Raw genomic sequence first — 18,878 nt, 5'->3', positions numbered from 1 at the left:
GCGGCCGTGCGTCCGTCCTATCGATCGTGCGGGCGCGCGGTGGTCCCTCCCGCGTGCCGGGGTGGCTGCCCGTAGGCGTGCCGGTAGTCGGTGGTGAACCGGCCGATGTCGGCGTAACCCCAGCGGGCGGCGATCCCCGGCATCGTGGAGCCGTCGCCGGGCTCGGCGGCCAGCAACTGGTCGCGGGCACAGGCGAGGCGGACGCGGCGCAGATGGGCCATGGGGGTGGTCGCGAGATGGCGGAAGAAGGCGAGGGCGACGGCGCGGACACTGATGCGCGCTGCGCGGGCGATGTCGACGGCGGTGATGTCCCGATCGGCGTTGCCGTCGATGAAGGCGACTGCGCGGGACAGGGCGCGCGGAGTGGCGTCGGTGCGATCCCGGGGGTGCGCCTCGGTGATCCAGGTGTTGGGGAACGTGGTCAACAGCGTCGCGGCGAGCAGGCGGGTCGTGGTACCGGCGAGCAGTGGTTCGGCCATCACCTCCGGCGTTGCCCGCAGGCTGTCGGCGACGTAGGCCGCGACCCGTAACCAGCGCCGCGCGGCGGCCGGGTCGGTGGGCCGGGTCGACGTGAAGCGCAGGAGGCCGAGGTCGTCGTCGGGGCGGTTGCGGGCCACCTCCGCGGCGGCTGTCGTGGGAATCAGCACGGGGTTGGTCACGCAGTCGACGAGCCGGACACGGAACGCTTCGCCGGGCTGGCCGTACACGGTGAGGTCGCCGGGCCCGCACCTGTCGTCGCGGTCGAGGTTGATGCGTGTCCCGCGGCGTACCCGGGTGACCGCCAGCACCGGCAACGGATCCACGCGGTAGTCGCCGGTCATCGGATGCTCGAGAGTGTCGACGTGGAACGGGCCGGGTCCGAGCCGGACGTGGCGGCAGCGGTAGCCGGCGCGGCCGCCGCTGATCCTGGTGATGTCGCCGAAGGCGGTGCTCAGGTACGCGTGTGCCCGGTCGGGGTCGGTGGTGGCGAACTCGATCCGGTGCCGGTCCGGGTCGTGAATGAGTTCCGTGGCTGGCACACCGCCTCCTCGGTCCGGTGTTCGGGCGCGCAGGGCCGGGCGGGGCGGTCGTGACCTCGCAGGAGATGCCGACGACGCCGGGGTGTCTGCTCCGCACCCGAAAAGCCCGTACAAACCGGGAGGCTATGCCGCTTCGGTCACGATCCGGCCAAGGCGCGGAGTTTGCCCGTTGTCAGTCCCCGACGCGGGCGATGATCGCGGTCAGGTCGGCGGTGCGCTGCGGCGTCCACCCGTCCGGCGGGGCGATGTCGGCCCAGGCGTCCACCGGCGCCGCGCCGTAGCTGTGCCCGTGCCCGGCCGGCACCCCGGTGGAGAACGCCATGTCCGCCGTGACCTGCCAGAACGTCACGAACGGATACCAGTGCATGCTGGGGGAGACGTCCGCGCCGCGCGGCTCCGCCAGCCAGTCGGGCCGGTTGACCATCAGCTTCGGCGACCACCACACGATCGGGTCCGACGGGTGCTGCAGGTACACCACCCGCGGGTTCCCCCAGGGGTCGGCGGGACGGTCCAGGTCGGTGGCGGGGTCGCCGGCGAAGCGCACCGTGTCGCCGTGCTCGTAGACGGGCAGGATCTCGGTGCTGCCCGGGTCTCGGTCGGCGACGTACTCGCGCCACAGCTCGTTGCGGTTGGGTGGGCCGGTCAGCAGCATCCCGTCGACCCGGTTGCGGATGTCGTCGGCGCCGCCGAACGCGGACTCGGCGCCGAACGAGCCCAGGCTCTCCCCGAATACCAGCAGCTTCGGCCGCTTGTTCAGCGGCATCTTCGACCATTGCCCGTACACGGCGTTGAACAGGTCGCGGCCCGCGGCACGGGCGCGTTCCTTGTCCACCAGGAACGAGATCCAGCTCGGCAGGTACGAGTACTGCATGGCGACCATCGCGGTGTCGCCGCCGTACATGTACTCCAGCGGCTCGATCGCCTGCTCGTTCACCCAGCCCGTACCCGTGGTGGTGATCACGACCAGGACCTTGCGGTCGAACCCGCCGGTGCGCTGCAGTTCCTGCACCGCCAGGGCGGCCCGGTCGCGGGAGTCCGCGGCCGAGTCCAGCCCGGCGTACACCCGGATCGGGTGGTGGACGCCGAGGCCGCCGAACGCCCGCAGCTGGTCGTCGGTGGGTCCGCCCGAGACGAAGTTGCGGCCCTGCTTGCCCAGCGACGCCCAGGACACCACCGAGCCCGGGCCGCCGGACCGGGTCGGGTCCTGCGGCGCGGCGACACCCGGTTCGGTCTCGCCGTTGATCTCCTTGAAGCTGTTGTCCGTCACGGTGAACAGGCCCTGCAGCACCACCCCGTTGAACACCCCGAGCGCCAGCGCGATCACCAGGACGCCCGCGATCACCGCGGCGGTGGAGGCGGGAATCCACCGGCCGAGCAGCCGCCCGGCGGCGCGGGCTCCCCGGCGCAGCAGCCGCATCAGACCGACCAGGCCCGCGCCGGTGAGCGCCGCGATCGGCAGCACCACGAGGAATCCGGGCCGCGGCGGCGGCTCCATGCCCATCAGCCGGTAGACGTCGTGCTGCCAGCCGGAGCCGAGGAACATCATGACCACCACGGCGATCGCGGCGAGACCGCCCACGACCTGCCAGGCGAACCGCTCGGCGGGGGGCAGCGGCCGGTTGACCAGCTTGCCGGCCAGCCACACCGCCAGCACGCCCAGGCCGTACCCGATCGCCGCGGAGATGCCGCTGATCAGGCCCTGCAGCACGAATCCGCGCGGCAGCAGGGACGGCGTCAGGGACAGGCAGAACAGCGTCACCGCGCCGACCGTGCCCACGAAGCCGTAGTGCCACCGGTGCAGCAGCCGCCACCACCAGCCGCGTCGTGGCGCCGCGGGCTGCGCGGACTCCGCCGTGCTCTCCGTACGGGGTGTCGCGGTCGTCATCGCGTCCTCGCCCTCCTCCGTGCTCGCGTGCCGGCGCTCACCGCGACACCACCGCCGTGACGAGAACGCCCAGCCCGTTGACCGCCCAGTGCAGGCCCATCGGGGCCAGCAGGCTGCCGCTGCGGCGGCGCAGTTCGCAGAAGACGACACCGGCCGCCGCGGTGAACAGCACCGCCCCGAGCACCGCCAGGACCTGCCCCGCCCGGCCGTCGCCGACCAGCCCGGTGACCGCCGGGTTGACCTTGTTGAGACGCAGCGACGGCATCACATGCCACAGCCCGAACAGCCCCGACGACACCAGCGTCGCCACGGTCGGCCCGCGGGAGACGCGCAGCAGCCCCCACAGCACGCCGCGGAACGCGACCTCCTCGAACAGGACAGTGCCGAGCGGGACCACCACGAACGCGGTCAGCACCGCCTTGCCCGGCCCGTTGTCGTAGCGCACGTCGTGGAACGCGTCGCGCGTGCCGGGCAGCAGTGCCGCCACGATGTACACGGCGGCGACCGCGGCCACGCACACCCCCGCGTACGCGGCGCCCCGCCGCCAGGAGTCGCGGCCCAGGCCCACGTCGTCCGCGCTCAGACCCGCGCTGCGGGCCAACAGCAGCAGCAGGATGGCGCCGACGGGCCCGACGACCAGCATCGCGTGCGCCGGCCCGTACCGTCCGACCAGCGACACCGCCACCATCAGGAGGAGAGCCGCAGCCACCGCGGGGGCGATCGCCACCCGGCGCGTCGAGGGCTGGGCTGTCATGGGCCAAGCCTGGTCGCGGCCGGATACGGCGGGATCACCCCGGCGGGATGATTGCCCGCGCCCCGCCCGACGGCGGCCGCGCGGTCTCGTGCGGGCCCGCCGCGGACGCGACGAGCCGCCCGGCGGGGTGCCGGGCGGCTCGCGGTGCTGCGGGTGGATCAGGCGATCTTCACGTCGAAGATCTTGTTGGCGGCGAGGGCCTTGAACGCGGTCAGGCTGCTGGCGGTCGAGTCCACTGCGATGTTGCGGTCGCCCTCGTTGTCGCTGGCGGTGTCGAAGTAGACGATCGCCTTGACCTGCGGGTGGCTGGCCAGTTCGGGCAGCACGGTGTTGAAGGCGGCGGACTTGTCGGTGGGGTACTTGACGCGGTGGTACATGCCCCACTCGGCGAGCATGACGGGCTTGCTCGGGTGGTTGGTCACCGACCAGTCGTAGAAGCCCTGGCCGCCGCCGGTGGGCTGGCGGTCGAGGATGTCACCGAAGTCGCCGTAGTGGTAGTAGCCCTTCTCGACGCTGACGTAGGAGTCCAGGCCGATCCAGTCGACGACGTCGTCGCCGGGGTAGAGGTCCTTCCACCAGGACTGGGCCATCCACTTCTCGTTGCCCATGTAGGCCAGCACGTTGATGGCGTTGGTGACGCCGTTGGCGCGCAGCCGCTCGATGACGTGGCGGTACATGTTGGCGTAGTCCTTGGCGGTCATCCCGGACCCGGCGGTGGGGTTGACGTCGTTCTCCGGCTCGTGGTGCAGGGCCAGGTAGAACTTCTGCTGGTAGTTGGCCTTGACGTAGTTCGACCAGTTGTCGATGCGGGCGTCCTGCTGGCCGGCGGCGACCTTGGCCCAGGTGGTGCCGTAGGCGACCTTCCAGTTGAGCAGCAGCACGCGGGGGTGTGCCGGGTCCCGGGTCATCGCGATCTCGGCTTTGGTGGGGAACTGCTCGTCGCCCTTGTGGTAGGTGTGGAAGATCGCCGCGGTGCGGCCGGTCTTCGCTTCCCAGTCCTTGAGCGCCTGGTCCCGCGGCGCGCTGGTGAAGCCACCCGCGGCGGCACCCCACAGCACACCGCAGCTCGGCACCAGCAACGCGTCGGTCACGCACTCCTGCGTCGGCGGCGTCGTCGGCGGTGTCGTGGGCGGGGTGGTCGGCGGTGTCGTGGTCGGCGGTGTCGTGGGCGGCGTCGTCGGCGGAGTGGTCGACTGGGCCGCGGTGGTCACGGTGAGCTGCGGGCCACCGGCCGAGTTCTCGGTCGAGCGCAGCCGGGTCACGTCCTTGGCGGACGACCGCAGCGCGAACGAATAGGTGCCGGGCTTCGTGACGACCTTGCTGAGGTCGAGGCTCAGGTCCTTGCCGGTGGCCCTGATCGTGGCGACGGTCGCGCCGATCGCCGGGGCCGTGGCGGCGGACAGCTTCTTCTCGGTCCAGCGGGTGTCGGCGACCCGGCTCACGGTGAGCGATCCGGCGGGAACGCTGTCGGCGGCCAGCTTCAGCCGCGCCCCGGTGACCTTGGTGCCGGCGGGCACCACGAACTTCAGGAAGCCGACCTTGGTGTCCTTGCCCAGCTTGCCCACGGCGATCTTGTCGTCCTGGCCGAACGAGGTGGTACGGCGTGCGCTGGAGGTGTAGGCGTCGTCGGTGGCGGCCAGCTTCAGTTCCTTGACCGTCGATGCGGCGTGCGCGGCCACCGGCGCCGACAGCGCGGCTCCCGTACCGGCCAGCACCGCACCCACCACGGCAACGGACTTCTGCACCTTCCTGCGGTTCACAGTGAATCTCCCCCGTCGGTCCGGCCGCTTGTCAGCCGGGCACGTGAACGAGATTCCGGTTCCGCCGGTGCGCCCTCCGGTCCCGCGCGGGTGCCGCCGGGTTGCACCTCGTACCTTCGGCCGACCGGGCCCTCCACCCGGCCGGGCCGTACCCCTCGATCGGATGCCGTGGTCGCCTACGCCGGTGGCCGTGGGGTTCTTGAGGTTTCTCTTGGTCAGACTTCTTGCATCGCCGCTGGTCGAACCGATGGGAGGCAGCGGCGCCGCGGTGGACGGGGCGCTTGCGGAAGGAGAAACCCATGGATTCCGGTCGGTCGCTTCGTCGTCGCCATCTGGCCCTGATCGCCCTCGTGCTCGCGGCCGGCAGCACGTCGACGCTGATCGCGGGAGCGCCCGCCCTGGCGGACGACCCCGGCGCGGCGACCCGCACGGTGGCCGCACCCGCGGCGGGCGAGGCCACGGTCGCGGCGGCGAGTACGTCGAACAAGCGCACCCTGACCAAGGGTCAGATCGCGCGGATCAAGAAGGCAGTGAACGCCCGCCTCACCAAGTGCTCCAAGATCAGAATGGCGCACATGCAGGTCCAGCTGCTGGACAACTGCCCGTGGGGCGACCCGGCGGACCTGCAGTCCAGCGAGGCGCGCAACATCCGGTTCCGCAACCTCAAGCGACCCACGCTGTACGTCACGGTGGACGCCGACGGCACGATCCGGGTCACGTCGAAGACGGGCGCCGTCACCACGGTCTTCACCGCGATCGAGGACTCCGCTGCCACCGCGCGCACCGAAACGGTCCGGGTGCGGTTCCGGATCAACGCGACCGTCACAAAGCTGACGAAGAAGAGGGCCACCGTCTACATCGCCGACGGAACGATCTACTGACCCCGCGTCACCCGACGCTCCCGATCCGGCGCCCGCACCACCGGGTCGCCACCCGAAGGAAACGCCATGACCGCTCGTCACCACGGCGCGCGCTGGCTCGCCGCCGCCGTCGGCCTGGCCCTCACCGCCGGCGTGGGCGCCACGCCGGCGGTGGCCGCAGCCCCGGCCGCAGTCCCGGCCGCAGCCCCAGCCGCAGTCCCGGCCGCGGCCCCGGCCGCGGCCCCGGCCGCCGCGAACCCGCTCGCGGCACCAGCTGGGACCACATCGATCGCGCCGTCGGCGCCGGATTCCCCGCCCATGGCCGCCGGCCGGGCGAGGGCGCCGCGCGACGCCCGGGCGGCCGAGGGGGGAGCCGACGGGAGGGTGCCGTTCGAGGCGCTCAAGGGCGTCAAGCCCGGCATCGGCCACAAGCTCGTCACCGGTGGGCACAGCGTGCAGGTGTACCCGGTCTACGCCGGCACCCGCCCGTCGGCCGCCGACATCAGGTCGGCGCTCGCGCAGGTCCGCACCTACTACGCCCGCGAGCTGCCCGGCCTGACGTTCCGCTTCACGCTGCACGGCGCCCGCAGGGTGAGCAGGGCGCATGCGTGCACGTCCGACTTCCGCTACCTGCGCGCGTTGTCCGGGACCCGGTCGATGCGGCAGCGCCACCACGTGCTCGGGTTGGGCTTCGGCTGCGACGGGCGCTGGGGGTACGCCGACCAGCTGCCCGGCCGCGGGTACGCATGGGTGCACACGTCCTACCGGCCCGACCCTCAGATGATCGCCCACGAACTCGGCCACAATCTGGGCCTGGTCCACTCCGACTACCTGGCCTGCCGTACCGCGAAGGGCACGCCGACGCCGCTGTCGTCCAGGTGCACGGAGTACGAGTACAGCGACCTCTGGGACAGCCAGGGCAACGTCTGCGACCTGACGTTCTGCCACGTTCTCGGCGCCGGGCAGGTGCTGCTGGCTCCGAAGTCCCGCACCCGGGTGATCCCCGTGACCCGCACCACCGACGTCCGGCTGGTCCTGTCCGGGGCCACGGGTACGCGGACCGCGCTGGTGCGCACCGGCTACGGCGACCTGTTCTTCAGCATGCACCGCAGGGTCGACGTCTTCGACGGCCTCGCCGACGAGAACGGTGTGACCGCGCGCCTGCTCACCGCGAACGGTCAGGGCGCGCTGGCTCTGCCGGACTATCTCGACCGGTTCGGAAAGACCGCCGACGAGATCCTCGGGCTGGGCGACCGCTGGACGATTCCCGGCACCTCGGGCCTGCGGGTCGTCGTCACCGCCGTCGGCACCCGCGCGGTCACGGTGCGGTTCCTGCCGGCCGGGTCGGACACCACGGCGCCGACCGCGCCCCGCATCACGACCACCACCCGGATCCGGGAGGGCGCCGGTCTGCCGGTCGGCTGGACGGGGTCCAGGGACGCCCGCGGGCTCTCCGGCTACCTGGTGGAGAGCGGCGGCCGGCTGCTCGCGCGGGTGCCCGCCACGGCCCACGCGTACACGATCGGCGCCGACGACGTCGGGCCCACCGTACGGATCATCGCGGTGGACAGGTCGGGGAACCGGACCGCGTCCGCCACGCTGACCGTGACCGAGGTGCCGGTGTCCGCGGTCGTCTACCGCATTAACGGGACCCCGCTGACCCGGTACGCGGGCTCGTCCGCCGACGAGCCGCTCTTCCTCGCTCAGGTGACGGGCCCGACAACCCTGACCCTGACCCCGGACCCGCTGTGGGCCTCCCGCGTGATCGGGCTGGACGCGGAGGTGGTCTACGCCTCCGCCCCGGGCGTGCTGGGACTCAAGGTCACCTCCGCCGACAAGCAGAGCCTGGTGCTGTCGAACGAGATGCTGACGGCGATCGCGGCCGCCACCGCCGACGACGCCATCTATCTGGAGGTGACCCTCCGCCTGTCGGATGGCTATTACCAGCACGCGACCTTCTCCCTGTGGGGAACCTGAGCGGGGCACCTTCGTGTCGTGTGCGAGGGTGCCACCGTGACGACGACACGGCTGACCCAGTACGCACACGGCGGTGGCTGCGCCTGCAAGATCCCGCCAGGGGAGTTGGAGGCGGTGGTCGCCGGGCTGACCGGTGAGTCGGCCCCGGCGGGGCCGGGGGAGCTGCTGGTCGGCCTCGACGACGGCGACGACGCCGCGGTGGTCCGCCTCGCGGGCGGCTCCGCGATCGTCGCCACCGCCGACTTCTTCACCCCGGTCGTCGACGACCCCTACGACTGGGGCCGGGTGGCCGCCGCCAACGCCCTGTCCGATGTGTACGCGATGGGCGGCACCCCGGTCGTCGCGGTGAACCTGCTGGCCTGGCCCCGCGACGTGCTGCCGATGGAGCTCGCCGCGGAGGTGCTCCGCGGTGGCCTGGCGGTCGCCCGAGAGGCCGGCTGCCACCTGGCGGGTGGGCACAGCGTCGACGACCCCGAGCCGAAGTACGGCATGGCCGTCACCGGGCTTGCCGACCCGCACCGGCTGATCCGCAACGACGCCGGGACGGCCGGAATCCCGCTGACACTGACCAAGCCGCTGGGCATCGGCGTGCTGAACAGCCGCCACAAGGCCACCGGTGAGGTGTTTCCGCAGGCGGTCGCCGCGATGACGGAACTGAACCGGGCCGCGTCGCAGGACGCGCTCGCCGCGGGCGTGGTGTGCGGCACCGACGTGACCGGCTTCGGACTGCTCGGGCACCTGCACAAACTGGCTCGGGCCAGTGGTGTCACGGCCCGTCTGTCGGCAGCCGCGGTGCCGTACCTCGATGGCGCCCGGGAGGCGCTGGCCGCCGGGTACGTCAGCGGCGGTTCCCGGCGCAACCTGGCCTGGGTGCGCCCGTACGCGGACACCTCCGGGATCGCGGAGGACGAGCTGCTGTTGCTGGCCGATGCCCAGACGTCAGGGGGCCTGCTGGTGGCCGGTGAGCTGCCCGGCCATCCCGTCGTCGGCGAGCTGATCCCGGCCCGCGCCGACGGCGTCACGCTGGTGGTGCGCTGACCCGTTGGCGAGAATTTCTGCCGCGGACCTTGCAACCTTGATTTTCTTAAGCTCATACTTGAGAAAGTTAAGGAGGTCGCGATGGACTGGCAGGACCTGACGAAGCTGACGCAGGGTCAGCCGCTCGCCGTGGAGCGGGTGCGGCTGACGGACTCCGGCGTGGCCATCGAGGGTGACTTCGAGCTTCCCCAGCTCGCCCAGCTCAGCGTCGAGGATCAGGTGTTCGTCACCGCGTTCGTGCGCAGTCACGGCTCCATCAAGGAGATGGAGCGGATCTTCGGGGTCAGCTATCCCACGATCAAGAACCGGCTGAACCGGATCGCCGGCAGCCTCGAATTCGTCGACACCGATCCGGCCCCGTCGCGCTCGGAGGTGCTCCAGCGCCTCAAGCGGGGCCAGATCACCGCGGCGGATGCCATCCGCGAGCTGGACGACCTGCCGTGATCCCCTGGCTGGCCATGGTCCGGGTGGGCCGCCACGGCATTCGGCTCTGGCTACCGCTGTTCCTGCTCTGGCCGCTCATCCTGCCGTTCGCGGTGGCGCTCGCCGTCGGTGTGGTGATCGTCGCGCGCGTCCACCGCGTCAGCGCGGCGGGCGCGCTGCGCACCGGTTGGCAACTGGTCAGCGGATGGCGGGGCATGCAATTCGAGATCGACGACTCCGACGTCGCGTTCCAGGTCCGGTTCCTCTAGCCGGCTCGGGCCGGTTCCTCTGGTCATTGAAGGAGAAGACATGAACGAGAACCGCCTTCAGGTGCTGCAGATGCTCGCCGCCGGTCAGGTCAGCGCCGAGGAGGCCGAGCGCCTCATCGCCGCGCTGGACAAACAGCCCGCCGCCCCGGCCGCGCGGGCGGCGGACGTCAGCGCGGGCCGGCCGCGATACCTGCGCATCGTCGTGGACGAGCAGCAGGACGGCGGCGACGGGCCGAAGAAGGTGAACATCCGGGTGCCGTTCCAGTTGCTGCGCGCCGGGGTGAGGCTGGCCAGCCTGATCCCCAACGGCGCCAAGGATCAGATCAACGAAGCGCTGCGCAAGAACGGCGTACCCATCGACGTCACCCAGCTCAAGCCCGAGGACCTCGACGAGCTGGTGGTCCACCTGGCCGACCTCACCATCGACGTCGAGGAGAAAGACACCAAGGTGAGAATCTTCGCCGAATGACGCCGGCCCCGGCTCACCGGGCCGGCGTGCCCGCGATGACGCGGTTGCGTCCCTCGCGTTTGGCGGCGTAGAGATTGCGGTCGGCGGTGGACAGGGCGGCGGATCGGCTTTCGCTGACGTCGGCCACGCCGATGCTGACGGTGACGGGTAGCCCGCCGGTGAGGTCGTGCCAGTCGTGGCCGCCGATGGCCCGGCGGATGTCGTCGAGGATGGCGGTCGCGTCGTCGACCGGGGTGGCGGGCAGGGCGAGGAGGAACTCCTCGCCGCCGAGGCGGGCGACGAATCCCTCGGGGACGGCAGCGGCGAGGCCGGTTTCCAGCAGCGTGGCGACCCGGACGAGGACCTGGTCGCCGGTGTCGTGGGAGAGCCTGTCGTTGATGCGTTTGAAGTGGTCGATGTCGGCGATGGCCAGGCTCATGCCCGGATCGAGCGCGACGAGTTCGGGCAGTTCCTCGTCCACATAGCGGCGGTTGTGCAGTCCCGTCAGCGGATCGCGGCGGGCCTGCTCCCGGAACTGTTCGGCCTGTTCGCGGGCCTCGGAGGTCTCGAACATCGCCTGCCGGGCCTGCGCCTGCGCCTCCCGCTCCTGCGAGCGCAGGGCTTCGCGGGCGGCGAAGAACACCTTCAGTTCCGCGTACGCCGCCGGGTTGTCGCCGCGGGCGGCGTGCAGGTCGGCCTGCTCCTGGTGCACCTGAACCAGCAGGGCGTGCAGGCCGAGTTCGGTGCACAGCGCACGGCAGGCGTCGAGGCCTTCCTGGGCCCGTTCGACCTCGCCGAGGCCGCGCCGGGCCCGGGCCAACGTGAGCTGGTAATGGGCCATGTCGCCGACGTGCTCCACGAAGCCGGCCTCGTACCGGGCGATGCACGTCAGCATCGTCTGCTCGGCCTCGGCGTACTCGCCGTTGGCGGCCTGGACCTCGCCGACCGTGTGCAGGGTCGGCGGATCCAGTGCGATGCCGTGCGTCTCGGCGTTCTCGATCATCCGGCCGATGACCTCGCGGGCGCGGACGTGGTCCGCGCAGTCGTGCTCGTACGAGGCCCAGTTGTTGAACAGGATCCCCAGCAGCTCCCACTGCTGCGTCCGCCGGGCGATGTCCTCGGCCTGCCGGTAGCGCAGCCGCGCCGCGTCCATCGCGCCGGTCTCGGCCAGCGCGTCGCCCAGCCGGGTGCGATGCCAGATCTGCATGAACACGGTGGCCGTCTCGTCGAGCAGTTCGACCGCGCTCAGCGAATGTTCCAGGCGCTTGGCCGCATCGCCGGAGTACTGATGGATGGACGCTGCCGCCGCGTGGGCGCGGGCCTCCAGTCGCCGGTCGCCGTGCGCGCCCGCCCATTGCTGGACGTCGTAGATCTCCCGGGCGACGTCCGCGAGCTCGCCGGTCCGCAGGCCCATGCGTGCCCGGCAGAGTCGGGCGCGCATGATCAGGCTCTCCTCGCCCAGCGCCGTGGCCTGTTGTTCCCGCTCGACGGCGGCGGCGAGGGCGGCCCCGGCGTCCGAGACGAACTCCTCCTCCATCGTCAGCAGGGCAGCCGACAACGCCTCGGCACCCGGCGCGCCACCGTCCATCGGTCCACCTCCGCCGCTTTCTACCGTTCCCATCGGCCCGGCGCAGCGTCGATTGAGCACGTGGGCCGGCCGGGCGCGGGGACGGCCGGCCCGATGACCAACGTCCGGGCGTCGCGCCCCGCGCGAGGTCGTAGTGTGGGCGGGGAGGGAGGTCTCATGGGCAGGCGATGGAGTGAGCTGAGTCAGCGGCAACGCCGGCTCATCGTGCTGGCGGCGGCCGCCGAGACCGCGCTCAAGGCGGCCATGGTGATCGATCTCAAGCGGCGCCCCGCGAGCCGGGTGCGCGGGCCGAAATGGCTGTGGGCCTCCGGTGTGCTGGTGAACTCCGCCGGGATCGTGCCCGCCGCCTACTTCCTCGTCGGCCGCACCCGCTAGCTCGGCCCGGTCGCCGTTCCCGCCGTCATTCGATCGGGTTCATCGGGGTTTCGCGCGCGGATACGCCCGAGGAGGGCTGGTAGCTTCGGGCCACTATTCGGACGCTCGGGAGGCTTGCATGAGTTTCGTGCAGATAATCGCGTATGAGACCGACCGTCCGGACGAGATGTGGGCTCTCGGGAGTTCACAGGTGAATCAGATGGGCGACGCCCCGGAGGGATTCCGGCTCACCGTCACGCAGGACCGGGACAACCCGAAACGATTCGTGACCATCGTGGAGTTTCCCTCGTACGAGGATGCCATGGCGAACAGCGAGCGGCCGGAGACGGGCGAATTCGCCCGGCAGATGGCGGCGCTGTGTTCGAACGGGCCCGAATTCCAGAACCTCGACGTCAAGCGGACCTTCCCCGCCTAGGTGTGCTGTCGAAGTTACGTAACCCTCTGACGCTCCGTCAGGCCTGGTCACGGCGGTAGCGCACGGCGACAACGTGTTGTTCGAGGGCGGTAGCCTGCCGATCATGCTGAAGCGCATAGCCATCGTCGGCGCCACCGCCCTGTTGATCGTCGTCGGCGTGGGTGCAGCGGGCAGATGGCACGACGGGCAGATCGCCACGTGCAAGCAGCGAAGCACCCGTTTGGCGGCGCTCGAGCTGCTGAACCGCCGGCCTGACGGGTTCCGCCCGCTTGACTCCGCTTCAGGGTGCGACGACGAGCGCGCCGTGGCGTATGCGAGCGCTCAGTTCTCTACCCGGGCCGGCCCCGACGTTGACCGACTTGTCGACCGGGCCGCCGTTGATATCGACGAACAGGCGGTCACCGGTTTCTACCGGCAGCTGCTGGAGGGTGCCGACTGGCGAATCTTCACGCGGAAGGCGAAGCCCGGGCCGGACGCGGCTGCGCTGTGCGCCAGCAAAGAGCTGGCCTTCGGCACGGTGTACGTCGATCTGTCTTTCCCGGTAGCCGGAATGTACGAGGTGTCCGTCTCTGATTACACGCCCGATTCCGGAGCGAACTGTGTGTGAAGGGGTCAGCGGAGGCGGACGGGAATCGAACCCGCCCGGCCCGGATACCGGGCCGCACCGGTGTTGAAGACCGGGAGGGGCACCAGCCGCCTGAACGCCTCCGCGCACGACCCTACCGGCCGCGCATCAGGGCGCCCCGCGCCACCCCACGACTCACGCCCCGCACCGCGACCGAGTTGCCCACTTCTGCGGCGCGATCAGGGAGAACGCCCGTCGAGGCGGGCGCGCTGCGGCACGACTGTGTACTTCGGATCGCGGGCCGAGGCGACGCCACCCTCGAAGATGCCGAACCGGGTCAGCACCGACGCCCCCAGCAGCGACAACCCCGACAGCGCGGACACGACGCGGCTGCGGTGCCCGAGCACCCCACCGGCGACCCCCAGCGCGGTCAGTGCCCGGCCCGCCCGCAGCAGCCGGCCCGCCCGGCCCTGCGCGTACGGTTCGCTGAGGATGCCCTTGGTGGTCTCCACCCGGTGCGCGCCGTAGAGCTCCAGCGCCGCGCCGATCACCGCGAGGCGGCGCGCGGGCCCGGCCTGCGCGCACGGCGCGGCGATGAGACCGACCCCGGCGCCGCTGGCCAGCGCGCTGCCCGCGAACACGAACGGCAGTTCCGGGTACGCGGCGTGCCAGCTCGGCGTCGCCGTGTCGGCCAGCAGCACGGCCGTGTACGTGGCCAGCGCGGGCGCGACCGCGGCGGCCCCGTAACCCCCGGCGGTGCCCACCGGCGGTAGGAGGCGCCGGGCCAGTCCGAGCACCCCGCGAGCGGGCAGCAGGGGTGCCGCCTCGGCCGCGGCGGCGGCGCCCGCGGCCGCCCCGAACGCGGTGAGGACCCATGTACCCATCGACATCGGCGAGGTCGGCTTGGCCACCCGCAACATGTGGTGGAACCGCTCCGGGCGGCCGAGGTCGTTGACCAGGAAGTACGTGCTGGCGCCCAGCGCACCGAGGGCGCTCAGGCGTCCGGCCCGGCGCAGCGCGGGCCGCCCGGTGGCCTGCCCGCCCGCGGCCAGCAGCGCCGACCCGGCGGCGAGACCGCCAGTGAACAGGTACGCCGCGATGTCGTGCCGCCACACCGGCGCCTTGACGATCGGCCGGCCGTAGTACGACCGGAACTCCGCCGGCGGCACCATCGGCCGGTCGCCCCGGCGCCCACCACCGCGCCGCCCACCACCGCGCCGGCCGCCGGATCCGCGCGGCGAGTCGGATCCGCGCCGGTTGTCGTCCGAGGGCGGGTTCATGGGCGCCGCCGGGTGGCGAACGCGACCAGCACGGAGGCGACCATGGCCGCCGCGGCGACCCCGGCGCGTGCCCACATGGCGGGCAGGTCGCGGGTGGTGACCACCGGGTCCGGCGGCAGGCCGTACACCTCGGGCTCGTCGAGCAGCAGGAAGAACGCGCCGTCGCCGCCGACCCCGTCGTCCGGGTCGTGGCCGTACAGGTGGGCCTCGGTGACGCCCTGCTCGTGCAGGGACGCCACCCGCCGGGCGGCGCGTTCGCGCAGCTCGTCCAGTTCGCCGTACTGGATGGACTCGGTGGGGCAGGCCTTCGCGCAGGCGGGGGTGAGGCCGTCGCCGATCCGGTCGTAGCACAGCGTGCACTTCCAGGCGCGGCCGTCGTCGGCGCGCTGGTCGATGACCCCGTACGGGCAGGCGGGGATGCAGTAGCCGCAGCCGTTGCAGATGTCCTCCTGCACGACGACGGTGCCGAACTCGGTGCGGAACAGCGAACCCGTGGGGCACACGTCCAGGCAGGCGGCGTGGGTGCAGTGCTTGCACACATTGGACATCATCAGCCAGCGGAAGTCCGTGCGGGGCGCGTCGGGAGTACGGCCGGGCAGGTCCTTCTGGGGCATGCCGAGGAACTGCGGCCCCGATCCGTTGCCGGGGCTCTGCGGCACGCCGGGCTGTTCGATGAACGCGACGTGCCGCCACGAGTTCGCGCTCAGCCCGCCGGTGTTGTCGTACGACTGGCCGAGCAGGTCGAAGCCGTCGTCGGGGACGAGGTTCCACTCCTTGCAGGCCACCTCGCACGCCTTGCAGCCGATGCAGACGCTGGTGTCGGTGAAGAAACCCATCCGGGGCGGCGCGTCCACCCATCCGGCGTCGGGCGCCGGGTCCAGCGGTCCGTACAGTCGGTTACTGCCCATCGTCGGTGTCCTTGGTCAGCATCGGGGTGTGGTGGCCGGGCGTGAGCCCGGCCCGTTGCCGGTAGTCACGCACCAGGTCCAGCAGGGCCGGGCCGACCGGGCGGCGGCCGGGCCGGATGTCGCAGGTGCCGACCTTGCTCTCCTGGATCAGTACGTTCGGGTCCAGGGTGATCCCGAACAGGTCGTTGGCCGAGTCGCCGGTGACCAGGCCCTCGCCGCCCCAGTGGTACGGCATCCAGATCTGGTGCACCGTCCGGCCCTCGACGCGCAGCGGCACCAGCCGGTCGGTCACCATCACCCGTGCCTCGATGGCCGCCCGCGCGGTCACCACGTGCGCCCAGCCCAGATGCGCCAGCCCGCGTTCGGCCGCGAGCTGCGGCGACACCTCGACGAACATCTCCGGCTGCAGCTCGGACAGGTACGCCAGCTGCCGGCTCATGCCCCCGGCGGTGTGGTGCTCGGTGAGCCGGCTGGTGCTGAACACGTACGGGTAGACCTCGCTGTGGTGTTCCGGTGGGCTCGGGTTGAGCGGGTTGTCGGGTCGCTCGTACGTCTTGCGGGTGGGGTTGGCCTGCTGGGTGTAGAGCGGGTTGCGCACCATCGACTCGACCGGCTCGTAGTGCGTGGGCAGCGGGCCGTCGATGAGGCCGCTGGGCGCGTACAGCCAGCCCTTGCCGTCGCCCTGCATGATGAACGCGTCGTCGCCCGCGATCGCCGCTACCCCGCTCGCGCCGGGCGGCGGCCGGTACGACGGCGGCTTGGTCTTCTCGAAGTCCGGCACGTCCGACCCGGTCCATTCGGCGGCCCGGGGGTCCCACCAGACGTACTTCTTGCGTTCGGACCAGGGGTTGCCGTCGGGGTCGGCGGAGGCGCGGTTGTAGAGCAGGCGCCGGTCGGCGGGCCACGCCCAGCCCCATTCGCGGGCCACGTAGTCCTGCTCGGTGCGGGGCTTGCGGCGGGCGGCCCGGTTGACGCCGTCGGCGTAGACACCCGAGTAGATCCAGCATCCGCAGGCCGTCGAACCGTCGGCCGTGAGCGTGGTGAAGCCGGGCAGCGGCGCGCCGGTGGCCACGTCGTACCCGTTGATCTCCTTCAGGACGGCTTCCGCGCTGGGCTCGTCGCCGCGCGCGCCGTGCAGCGGGTAGTCCCAGGTGAGGTTGCGGATGCCCTGGTCGCGGGGCGCGGTGGAGTCGGCCAGCCGGTCCCGGATGATCCGGCCGAGGTGGTAGAAGAACCACAGCTCGCTGCGGCAGTCGCCGGGCGGCTCCACCGCCTTCTCCCGCCACTGCAGCAGCCGCTGGGTCTGGGTGAAGGTGCCCTCCTTCTCCGCGTGCGAGGCGGCGGGCAGCACGAACACCTCCGTGCGGCACTGCTCCGGCACGATCTCGCCGGTGGCTACCTCGGGACCGTCCTTCCAGAACGTGGCGCTCTCGATCCGGAACAGGTCGCGCACCACCAGCCAGTCCAGGTTGGCCATGCCGAGACGCTGGGCGCGTCCGTGCGCCGAGCCGACCGCGGGGTTCTGCCCGAGCAGGAAGTACCCCTTGATCTTCCCGTCGATCATGTCCAGCACCTGCCGGTACGTGCCGTGGTCCCCGGTGAGCCGGGGCAGCCAGTCGAAACCCCAGTCGTTGTCCGCGGTGGCGGCGTCACCGAAGTACGCCTTGAGCAGGCTCACCGCGAACGCCTCGGCGTTCGCCCAGTAACCCTTCTGGCCGGGGTGGCGGATCGCGTCGACCCATTGCCGGAACGTCTGGTGCCGCTCGTGGTGCGGCATCGGCAGGTAGCCGGGCAGCAGGTTGAACAGCGTGGGGATGTCCGTGGAGCCCTGGATGCTGGCGTGCCCGCGCAGCGCCATCACGCCGCCGCCGGGGCGGCCCATGTTGCCCAGCAGCAGCTGGATGATCGCGCCGGTGCGGATGTACTGCACGCCGACCGAGTGCTGGGTCCAGCCGACGGAGTAGACCAGGGCGGTGGTGCGTTCCCGGCCGGAGTTGGCCGTCCACGCCTCGCACACCGCCAGGAACTGCTCCTGCGGCACGCCGCACACCTGCTCCACCACCTCGGGGGTGTAGCGGGCGTAGTGGCGTTTGAGGATCTGGTAAACGCAGCGCGGGTCCTGCAGGGTCGGGTCGCGGGGCACGTCGGCGGGGATGGGCGGGCCGTGCGACTCCTGCTGCAGGCCGGAGGCGGTCTCCCGGTCGTGGTGCGCCTCGCGGGGTTGCTGGCCGTGCTGCTCGTGCCCGGCGTACGTCCAGGTGCTCTGGTCGTAGGTGTTGGTCTCCGGGTCGTAGCCGGAGAACAGGCCGTCGAGGTCCTCGGTGTCGCGGAAGTCCCCGCTCACGATCATGGACGCGTTCGTGTACGCCAGCACGTACTCGCGGAAGTCCTTCTCGTTGCCGAGGATGTAGTTGATCACCCCGCCGAGGAAGGCGATGTCGGCGCCCGCACGCACCGGCACGTAGCGGTGTGCCAGGGCGCTGGTCCGGGTGAACCGCGGGTCGATGTGGATCACCGTGGCGCCGCGGTTCTTCGCCTCCACGACGTACTGGAAGCCCACGGGGTGGGCCTCCGCCATGTTGGAGCCCTGGATGATGATGCAGTCCGCGTTCGCCAGATCCTGGAGGAATCCGGTGGCCCCGCCTCGGCCGAAGCTGGTCCCCAGACCGGGGACGGTGGCGGAGTGTCAAATGCGGGCCTGGTTCTCGATCTGGATCGCCCCGAGCGCCGTGAACAGCTTCTTGATCAGGTAGTTCTCTTCGTTGTCCAGGGTCGCGCCGCCCAGGCTGGCGAAGCCGAGCGTGCGGTGCAGCGGGCGGCCGTGCGCGTCGGTGTCCTCCCAGGTCGCCTCGCGGGCGGCCAGCACCCGGTCGGCGATCATCTCCATCGCGGTGTCGAGGTCCAGGTCCTCCCAGTCGGTCGCGTACGGCCGCCGGTACTTCACCGTCTGCAGCCGCCGGTCGCTGGTCACCAGGCTCTTGCTGGCCGAGCCCTTGGGGCACAGCCGACCGCGGGAGATCGGGCTGTCCGGATCGCCCTCGATCTGGGTGACCCGGCCGTCCTTGACGAAGATCCGCTGCCCGCAGCCGACCGCGCAGTACGGGCAGACCGAGCGGGCCACCGAGTCCGCGGCACCGGTGCGCGGGCCCAGCGCCCGCGTCCGGGGCGACTGCGCCGCCGCGCCCCGGCCCAGCGGGTCGGTGCCGGTCAGCTGCCGGTACACCGGCCAGTCGCGAATCCACGTACGCAGACCCATGCACCGACCCTAGATCACATCGCTTCGGCCCGCACGACGGCCCCGCTGCGCGATGATC

The 18,878-nt window shown here is 71.6% G+C and carries 17 protein-coding genes and 1 tRNA gene; 9 read left to right on the top strand and 9 right to left on the bottom strand.

What is annotated here, in order from left to right; genetic code table 11:
• Positions 1 to 17 precede the first annotated feature (17 nt).
• The 4 genes from ACMCNN_RS14875 to ACMCNN_RS14860 form a co-directional block, all read right to left on the bottom strand.
• Entirely contained in the window at positions 18 to 1,019 is a 1,002-nt protein-coding gene (locus tag ACMCNN_RS14875) for an AraC family transcriptional regulator (protein ID WP_412746790.1), read from the bottom strand.
• 172 nt (positions 1,020 to 1,191) lie between these two features.
• On the bottom strand, positions 1,192 to 2,904 hold the full coding sequence (locus tag ACMCNN_RS14870; RefSeq protein ID WP_412746789.1) for an alpha/beta hydrolase: 1,713 nt from the start codon (positions 2,902 to 2,904) through the stop codon (positions 1,192 to 1,194).
• A 37-nt stretch (positions 2,905 to 2,941) separates the two neighbouring features.
• Complete coding sequence (locus tag ACMCNN_RS14865) at positions 2,942 to 3,658, bottom strand: CPBP family intramembrane glutamic endopeptidase (RefSeq protein WP_412746788.1); 717 nt, start codon at positions 3,656 to 3,658, stop codon at positions 2,942 to 2,944.
• Between the two features lie 158 nt (positions 3,659 to 3,816).
• Complete coding sequence (locus tag ACMCNN_RS14860) at positions 3,817 to 5,418, bottom strand: DNRLRE domain-containing protein (RefSeq protein ID WP_412746787.1); 1,602 nt, start codon at positions 5,416 to 5,418, stop codon at positions 3,817 to 3,819.
• Between the two features lie 299 nt (positions 5,419 to 5,717).
• Between ACMCNN_RS14860 and ACMCNN_RS14855 the strand changes: the two genes are divergently transcribed.
• The 6 genes from ACMCNN_RS14855 (at position 5,718) to ACMCNN_RS14830 (ending at position 10,454) form a co-directional block, all read left to right on the top strand.
• Complete coding sequence (locus tag ACMCNN_RS14855; RefSeq protein ID WP_412746786.1) at positions 5,718 to 6,299, top strand: hypothetical protein; 582 nt, start codon at positions 5,718 to 5,720, stop codon at positions 6,297 to 6,299.
• Positions 6,300 to 6,365: 66 nt separating this feature from the next.
• Positions 6,366 to 8,255, top strand: coding sequence for a hypothetical protein (locus ACMCNN_RS14850; RefSeq protein WP_412746785.1), 1,890 nt, complete (start codon positions 6,366 to 6,368; stop codon positions 8,253 to 8,255).
• Positions 8,256 to 8,291: 36 nt separating this feature from the next.
• Entirely contained in the window at positions 8,292 to 9,293 is a 1,002-nt protein-coding gene (gene selD, locus ACMCNN_RS14845) for a selenide, water dikinase SelD (protein ID WP_412746784.1), read from the top strand.
• Positions 9,294 to 9,374: 81 nt separating this feature from the next.
• A complete protein-coding gene (locus ACMCNN_RS14840) occupies positions 9,375 to 9,737 on the top strand; it encodes a DUF2089 domain-containing protein (RefSeq protein WP_412746783.1) in 363 nt (120 codons plus the stop codon).
• Positions 9,734 to 9,985: a hypothetical protein gene (locus tag ACMCNN_RS14835; protein WP_412746782.1), complete on the top strand. Its 252-nt coding sequence runs from the start codon at positions 9,734 to 9,736 to the stop codon at positions 9,983 to 9,985. The genes ACMCNN_RS14840 and ACMCNN_RS14835 overlap by 4 nt, the downstream gene beginning before the upstream one ends.
• A 40-nt stretch (positions 9,986 to 10,025) precedes the next feature.
• The gene (locus tag ACMCNN_RS14830) at positions 10,026 to 10,454 is read left to right on the top strand and encodes an SHOCT-like domain-containing protein (protein ID WP_412746781.1); all 429 of its coding nucleotides are present in this window, start codon (positions 10,026 to 10,028) and stop codon (positions 10,452 to 10,454) included.
• 13 nt (positions 10,455 to 10,467) lie between these two features.
• Here ACMCNN_RS14830 and ACMCNN_RS14825 read toward each other — a convergent pair whose 3' ends face one another.
• Positions 10,468 to 12,021: a GGDEF domain-containing protein gene (locus tag ACMCNN_RS14825; protein WP_412746780.1), complete on the bottom strand. Its 1,554-nt coding sequence runs from the start codon at positions 12,019 to 12,021 to the stop codon at positions 10,468 to 10,470.
• 156 nt (positions 12,022 to 12,177) lie between these two features.
• On the opposite strand from ACMCNN_RS14825, the gene ACMCNN_RS14820 reads away from it, so the two are divergent.
• The 3 genes from ACMCNN_RS14820 to ACMCNN_RS14810 all read left to right on the top strand — a co-directional run bounded on the left by ACMCNN_RS14820 (position 12,178) and on the right by ACMCNN_RS14810 (position 13,418).
• Entirely contained in the window at positions 12,178 to 12,396 is a 219-nt protein-coding gene (locus ACMCNN_RS14820; RefSeq protein ID WP_412746779.1) for a hypothetical protein, read from the top strand.
• Between the two features lie 118 nt (positions 12,397 to 12,514).
• On the top strand, positions 12,515 to 12,811 hold the full coding sequence (locus ACMCNN_RS14815; protein ID WP_412746778.1) for a hypothetical protein: 297 nt from the start codon (positions 12,515 to 12,517) through the stop codon (positions 12,809 to 12,811).
• Positions 12,812 to 12,914: 103 nt separating this feature from the next.
• Positions 12,915 to 13,418, top strand: a complete 504-nt coding sequence (locus ACMCNN_RS14810; protein ID WP_412746777.1) for a hypothetical protein — start codon at positions 12,915 to 12,917, stop codon at positions 13,416 to 13,418.
• Between the two features lie 8 nt (positions 13,419 to 13,426).
• On the opposite strand, the gene ACMCNN_RS14805 is transcribed toward ACMCNN_RS14810, so the two are convergent.
• From ACMCNN_RS14805 to fdh, 4 genes are all read right to left on the bottom strand, one after another.
• A tRNA-Sec gene (locus tag ACMCNN_RS14805) sits at positions 13,427 to 13,520 on the bottom strand.
• A 95-nt stretch (positions 13,521 to 13,615) separates the two neighbouring features.
• Positions 13,616 to 14,548 (bottom strand): NrfD/PsrC family molybdoenzyme membrane anchor subunit, encoded by a 933-nt coding sequence (gene nrfD / locus ACMCNN_RS14800; protein WP_412747177.1) that lies wholly within the window; start codon positions 14,546 to 14,548, stop codon positions 13,616 to 13,618.
• A 104-nt stretch (positions 14,549 to 14,652) separates the two neighbouring features.
• Positions 14,653 to 15,564, bottom strand: coding sequence for a 4Fe-4S dicluster domain-containing protein (locus ACMCNN_RS14795; protein WP_412746776.1), 912 nt, complete (start codon positions 15,562 to 15,564; stop codon positions 14,653 to 14,655).
• Positions 15,554 to 18,820 (bottom strand): formate dehydrogenase, encoded by a 3,267-nt coding sequence (gene fdh, locus ACMCNN_RS14790; RefSeq protein WP_412746775.1) that lies wholly within the window; start codon positions 18,818 to 18,820, stop codon positions 15,554 to 15,556. Before fdh ends, ACMCNN_RS14795 begins: the two co-directional genes overlap by 11 nt.
• Between the last annotated feature and the right edge of the window lie 58 nt (positions 18,821 to 18,878).

The organism is Krasilnikovia sp. MM14-A1004 (assembly GCF_047159485.1).
Classification (GTDB): Bacteria; Actinomycetota; Actinomycetes; order Mycobacteriales; family Micromonosporaceae; genus Actinoplanes.
The sequence above is the reverse complement of the archived record's forward strand: the minus strand, read 5'-3'. Positions and strand labels throughout refer to the sequence as shown.